We start from the raw sequence: 6059 nt of genomic DNA, 5'->3' as shown, positions 1-6059 counted from the left end.
AGCTTTCAATCGCTTTCATAACGACCTCCGGTTGGCAATACTCTGCTTCGTCCTAAGAGTGGAATTGGCTGCTATATATAGCATGATTCATGCTAGGATTGTTTGTCGGAGCTAACACATTGTCAAGCAATTCCTAACCTGAAGCCCTCATATACACTTGATTATGCGAAATGTTTCCTTCCATCGCGAGGAGGTATCTATGAAGATCAAGTTTTTTGCTCTTATAACCTTATCCGCAACACTGATCATTATGCTTGCGGGGTGTCCGACCCCTACCAAATTCACATTGACTGTCACGACTGCGCCGGAAACCGGACTGAGCATCAGCATAGCTGGGACAAGTTATGACTCCCCGAAGACGGTTACTCTCAATGGCGGCACTTCAACGGATATTGGCGTTACCGCTCTTCAAGAGAAAGATAGATCGGGTCAGGTTATAGGATCGGATACTCGTTTCACTTTCCTTCAGTGGAGCGATACGGTCACCAGCAACCCGAGAACTATAACCCTCAATTCCGATATGACTTACACGGCAGAGATGAAGGTCGAGTACAAGGTGACCACATCGACCAGTCCAGAAGGCGGAGACGTTGCTGGCGCAGGCTGGTACATTGCGGGGACGGTTAAGAATTTCACCGCACCAACAAGAGCAGGTAATACATTCAGCCATTGGCTTGTAAATGGGACAAACTTGGGTTCCTTGATGACTCTTGGCGTTACAATTAACGAGCCTAAGAACGTTGTTGCCGTTTACACTGCAAATCAAGTTCCGTGTAATTTGACTGTCACCACCTCTCCAGATCTGGCACTTGACATAAGAATCGACGGGACGCTTTTTACTTCACCCAAAGGAATGATTGTGAACAGTGGAACAACGAAGCAGATTTCGGTCGTTACTCCACAGCAGAAGGACATATCACCCTGGCTTACGGGAATAGACTCGAGATACGTATTCAGTAACTGGAATGATGGCAATGCTTCGAATCCCAGAAATGTGATAGTCAACTCTGATATTACATATACTGCAGAAATGGACACCGAGTATCGCATCACCGTTGATTCCTCACCATCAGAAGTCTCTGAAGTTGCCGATTTCTGGACAGATAGAGGCACTGAATGGCTGTTCGACTTCAGCGGTGATTTGGGTCCTTACAACTTCAGCCATTGGTATGTCAATGGCAAAGATGTGGGAAGTGCACGTCCTCTAGAGCTATTGGTTGACAAGCCATATCACGTAACTGCCGTTTTCGCAGAGCAGCAGGCTCAGTACACTCTTACGGTTACTACATCTCCGGAAACCGGATTGAACATCAGCATAGGTGGTACTAACTACACTTCGCCGAAGACAGTGATTCTCAACAGCGGAACTTCAAGAGCCATCGAAGTTACTTCCCCTCAAGAGAAAGATAAATCAGCTCAAGTGACAGGAACTGATACCCGCTTCACCTTCATACAGTGGAGCGACACGAATACTAACAACCCAAGAACGATTACCTTGAACTCAGATATGACCTATACCGCAGAGATGAAAGTAGAGTACAAAGTGACAACGGGAACAAATCCTGCAGGCGGAACCATAGAAGGTGCAGGGTGGTATATCGCGGGCACAGTGAAGAACTTCACCGCACCAACAAGAGCTGGTTACACCTTTTCACACTGGGTAATAAACGGAGCGAACATGGGAGATGCAAACCCCATAACTGTCAATGTCAACTCTCCCAAGAATGTGATTGCATACTATAATGCTGAGACCACGACAAAGAATGTCTTTGGAATCGTTACTCCGTACACGGGAAACATAAAGACAGCAGACCTGAATGAGATGGAGATACTCTCCAATACGGAAATAAGAACTACGAACGACAAACCGGAATACATCGAGAATGAATATCTATTGAAGGTAGAATCATTCAAGGAGGTAGAGGAATCATTCTCCACCTCCTCTCTTCCCGAGATCCAGATAATTGGCAGGATAGAAGACTATTACGGTGAACTGCAGTACATACATGTGAGAACAACGGCCAGCGAAAAAGAGTTGACAGGATTGCCGGGAGTCGTCCAGGTTTCTAGAAACAGCACTTTCTATGCGCTTGAGACAACACCGAATGATACTTACTACTCGCTACAGTGGAACTACCCGCTGATCAATTTGCCTCAAGCTTGGGACTACGCGGTTGGCTCCAGGAGTGTGGTTGTTGCGGTAATCGATTCTGGATTCAGCACGAGTCATCCCGATCTAGCCGGCATATTCGAATCGGGATATAACTTTGTGAACAACAACACAAATGTATCTGAACCAACCACTTCAATCGACAGTCACGGCACGCACGTCGTAGGAACGATAGCTGCTCTTACAAACAATGGTAAAGGCGTATCTGGAGTTACCTGGGGGGGATTTGGAATCACCTTGATCCCGATAAGAGGAATCAAAGACGCAGCAGCTCTTATGAACAGTATCATCTACGCAGTCGATCATGGGGCGAAGGTCATTAATATGAGTCTTGGAGGACCTTCAGACAGCCCGGCGGTATATGATGCTGTGAAATACGCAGCAAGGAATGGAGTGGTTATGGTCGCAGCTTCTGGAAACAATGGAGACGGCAATATCCTCTATCCTGCTCGCTATCCAGAGACGATAGCTGTAGGAGCCGTCTGGGAAGATAGAGGTACAATCACGAGATCGTCATACTCTTGCTTTGGACCTGCTTTGGACGTTGTGGCACCGGGAGGGTACATGCTGTCGGGTACTGATCCAAATGGAATCTACAGCACCGGTTGGACCCCTACGGGCAACACTTATATGTATATGCAGGGAACGTCGATGGCCACGCCACATGTAACTGGCGTAGTTGCTCTTCTTATGGGAGCCGGGTTAACCGATCCCGACGATATCAGAAGCGTTCTTCGCAGTACAGCGATCGATCTAGGTTCTCCAGGTAGAGACGATTACTATGGGTGGGGACTGATAGACGCGGGAGCGGCTCTCGAAGCCATTACCTCGCCGCAGGAGTTCAAAGTCTTCTTGAGGAATCCCTCAACAGGCTCCAACATTGCCAGCACCAACCTATCTGATTCAGGAGCGTATCACTTCAGCAATGTGAGTCTTTCTCAAGTGAAGGTATATGCCTGGAGAGATATGGATGAGAGCGGGACGATCAATACCGGGGATCTCCTCGGATACTACAACTACTCCGGAGGCGAACCTAATCTGAACAATGCACAGACGATAACTCTCTCCGGTGGCGACAACTGGATTGACTTCCAGTTCGCCCCGATAATTGGAGATTGATCCGGTAGAAACGATGAATCTTGCAGGCATCTGATTCAAGAGCCTCACAGTTAAAATAACTGAATGAACGAAGCAAATTGAAAAGGAACGCAACCTCTGCGTTCCTTTTCTATTTTATAAATCTTTCTATCTATTTTTCGTGACAGGCTCGGTTTCTTGAACTCTTTTAACCGCAAAACCTACAGATGCTAAACTTCAAAAGCCGATGATAGAAGTACGGAGACCGTGAAAATCCATTTGATAAAGAAAGTGAGGCTTAGGAGCTGAGGACGAAGGCCGTTCGCCCTCCCTAAAAAGAGAAAATCTCGACATAATACTTTCTCATCCTCTCGTTTAATACTTCGTCTAAACAGTGTTCAGATGACATTGTGTAAGCAACGGCTCTGATCCGAACAAAAAAACTTATGGGTAATAATAACTTGAACCCGGTCAAAAGGAACGCAGTTGTCTTGCGTTCCTTCTAACTAACACGGTCTTTTTGAGGGTTTCTATTAGAAAACAATGCCTATTTCAAGATTTCGTCCAGTTCTTCAACGCTCTCTATTCCTTTGTCTGAGATCTCAAAAAGCATTCCATTGAAGATGAACTTGACTCTTTCTCCAAGGGCGAAGACCTTTTCAACCCATTCGCTTCTATCAGCCAATTCAAAATAAGCTTTGCTGTAAGCAACAAGGCTTATCGGTTCAAGTGTCTTGACCTCTTCGTCGTCCTGAACCCATATTCCTTCTTCGAGAGCAAATCCGATACTGTCTACAAATTTGTAGTCAGAGGCTCCGCTTCCGACAAACTGGTCTTGCTCCATCTCGGCAACAGACTTTGCAGCCATTACGGCATCTACAGCGGGGGAGGCGCTGAAGCCGCCCCTGTCTCCCAGGGTAGAGGTCTGCACTCTTTCAGGGGCAATCAGGTAGGAGGTGAACTCGTTAATTATGTTGAATTTCTTTGAAAGAGCGATAATCTCTTGCTTCACTTCTTCTTTTGCCGCTATTGAGAGAGAGGAATCATACCTGTAGATATTTGCAAGATGAGCAATTCTCTTCTGTGCCCAGATCTTTGCAATAAATGGGTTGTCAGGATTCTTTGAAACTCTGAATAGATACTCGTATCTGTATCTCTCTAATCCTCTTGTTCCTTCTACGATTACTTTCAGATCGCCCTCTTCAAAGTAAATGCCGGAGAGTCTTAGAGCCTGTCCGGAGAATAGAGAATGCGGGCCGGTCGGAAGAACCTTCGCAACCTCCGATCCTTCGATAGATATAGTCACATTCTCTAGAGCCGGCGTCTCGATCGTCCTGTAAAGATCGGTAACCTTTCCTTCAATGTTTTCGCCTTCAACAATGTAACTTACCCTTCCAGCATTTTCCTGAACCAGTCTGTCCAGAAGTTCAGCGACAACGCCCGTTCCTACTCCAAAAGAAAACAGGTGTACATTTCTGGCTCTTGCCTCGGGAGTTGCATCGTTGATTATCTTCCCCGTGTCCGTAATTCCTTCGGTGGGAGCCCCATCTGTGAGAAAGAGGAGCACTTTGAACCTTCCCTGGTCGTCTTTGCTAAACATGTCTATGCTCGTTTGAAGAGCGTCATAGATATTTGTCATGCCATCTGCCTGAATGCGCCTTACATTCTCTATCCAGACAGCCCTTTCCGATGCATCGAGCAATCCTCCCGTGAGATTGTGGACATGGCCATCGAAAGTCACAATCGCAAAGCGGTCGCCAGAGCGAAGCATCTGAAGGACCTGCTCCAGAGCTCTTTTTGCCTGCTCCATCTTCTCGCCGTACATCGAGCCGGAAATGTCGAGAACGAAGACAACATCCTTGGGAATGATTGTTTCTTCTTTCAGTCTAGGAATAATTGTAAGAAGGAAGTATCCTTCATTCATGGCGTCATCCCAGTGAGTTGCAAGGGATGAAGGGATCTCGTCTTCAGATGATGTAAGAACTAAAGCCACGTCCGAACCTGGCACGAAATCGGTTGCGTTAAAGATGTAATCCCTGCCCGATGCGCTTTCCATCTCTCTGAACGGGTGAGTCGGCGAATAGACCTCTGCAATCTCAAACGGGACCGAAACTCTGATGTTGACAGCTCCTATCGGTGCAGAGAGAAAGCTATCAATCTTTAAAGGATAGATCATCGAATAAGAATTAGAAGAAATCTCGAGAGGCTGACTGTATTGGATCAGGAACTGGCGTTTCTCTCCCGGTTCAAAGGGATATATGCTCATTCGGATCAGTTGAGTTCCAACGTATTCGAGCAATGCCGGGTCTTTCATTTTTGCGACAATTTCCTGATAGATTTCTCGGGCCTGATCTGCCGGCAGTACTTCTCCCTTAAGAACTTGATCCCCTATCTTCATAGTGAAGTCGCTAATCACGGCCGAAGAAGGTATTGGAAAGAGATACACCGCTTCAAGCAATCTCATAGATTTGTTCTCAAATTCCTCCTCGATAATCACAGTTGCAATTCCGTCTTCGACTTTTATATGAACATTGTGAGAGTTCATAACAAATCCGCCTAGACCCCTTTCAATTGGATACGGTGGAACCACTACTCCGTTTGAAAAGACAGTTGCACCAGCCAAAACGAAAAGAACCATTGCCCCAAAACCCTTCATTCTATCGCCCCCTCTTTCTCCTTACTACATATGACATGAGAGAGGGCTACAAAGTTTGCTACATCAATGCGATTCAATATATGAGAATTCATGAATAACTTATTATTGGCTCAAAAGGGATTTGACAATGCCTTTTGTCTCTTGACTTTATCACTT

At 46.1% G+C, this 6059-nt stretch carries 2 protein-coding genes; one reads left to right on the top strand and one right to left on the bottom strand.

Annotated elements, in window-relative coordinates:
* Positions 1–199 precede the first annotated feature (199 nt).
* Positions 200–3289, top strand: coding sequence for a S8 family peptidase (locus B3K91_RS00500; RefSeq protein ID WP_292593819.1), 3090 nt, complete (start codon positions 200–202; stop codon positions 3287–3289).
* 505 nt (positions 3290–3794) lie between these two features.
* Here B3K91_RS00500 and B3K91_RS00495 read toward each other — a convergent pair.
* Positions 3795–5903 (bottom strand): VIT domain-containing protein, encoded by a 2109-nt coding sequence (locus B3K91_RS00495; RefSeq protein ID WP_292593817.1) that lies wholly within the window; start codon positions 5901–5903, stop codon positions 3795–3797.
* Between the last annotated feature and the right edge of the window lie 156 nt (positions 5904–6059).

This window comes from Mesotoga sp. UBA5847 (assembly GCF_002432735.1).
Taxonomy (GTDB): Bacteria; Thermotogota; Thermotogae; order Petrotogales; family Kosmotogaceae; genus Mesotoga.
The sequence above is the reverse complement of the archived record's forward strand: the minus strand, read 5'-3'. Positions and strand labels throughout refer to the sequence as shown.

What these genes read in the sequence shown, in the direction of transcription:
- B3K91_RS00495 (WP_292593817.1), bottom strand. Translation starts at nt 5,903, where the DNA reads ATGAAGGGTTTTGGGGCAATGGTTCTTTTCGTTTTGGCTGGTGCAACT.
- B3K91_RS00500 (WP_292593819.1), top strand. Translation starts at nt 200, where the DNA reads ATGAAGATCAAGTTTTTTGCTCTTATAACCTTATCCGCAACACTGATC.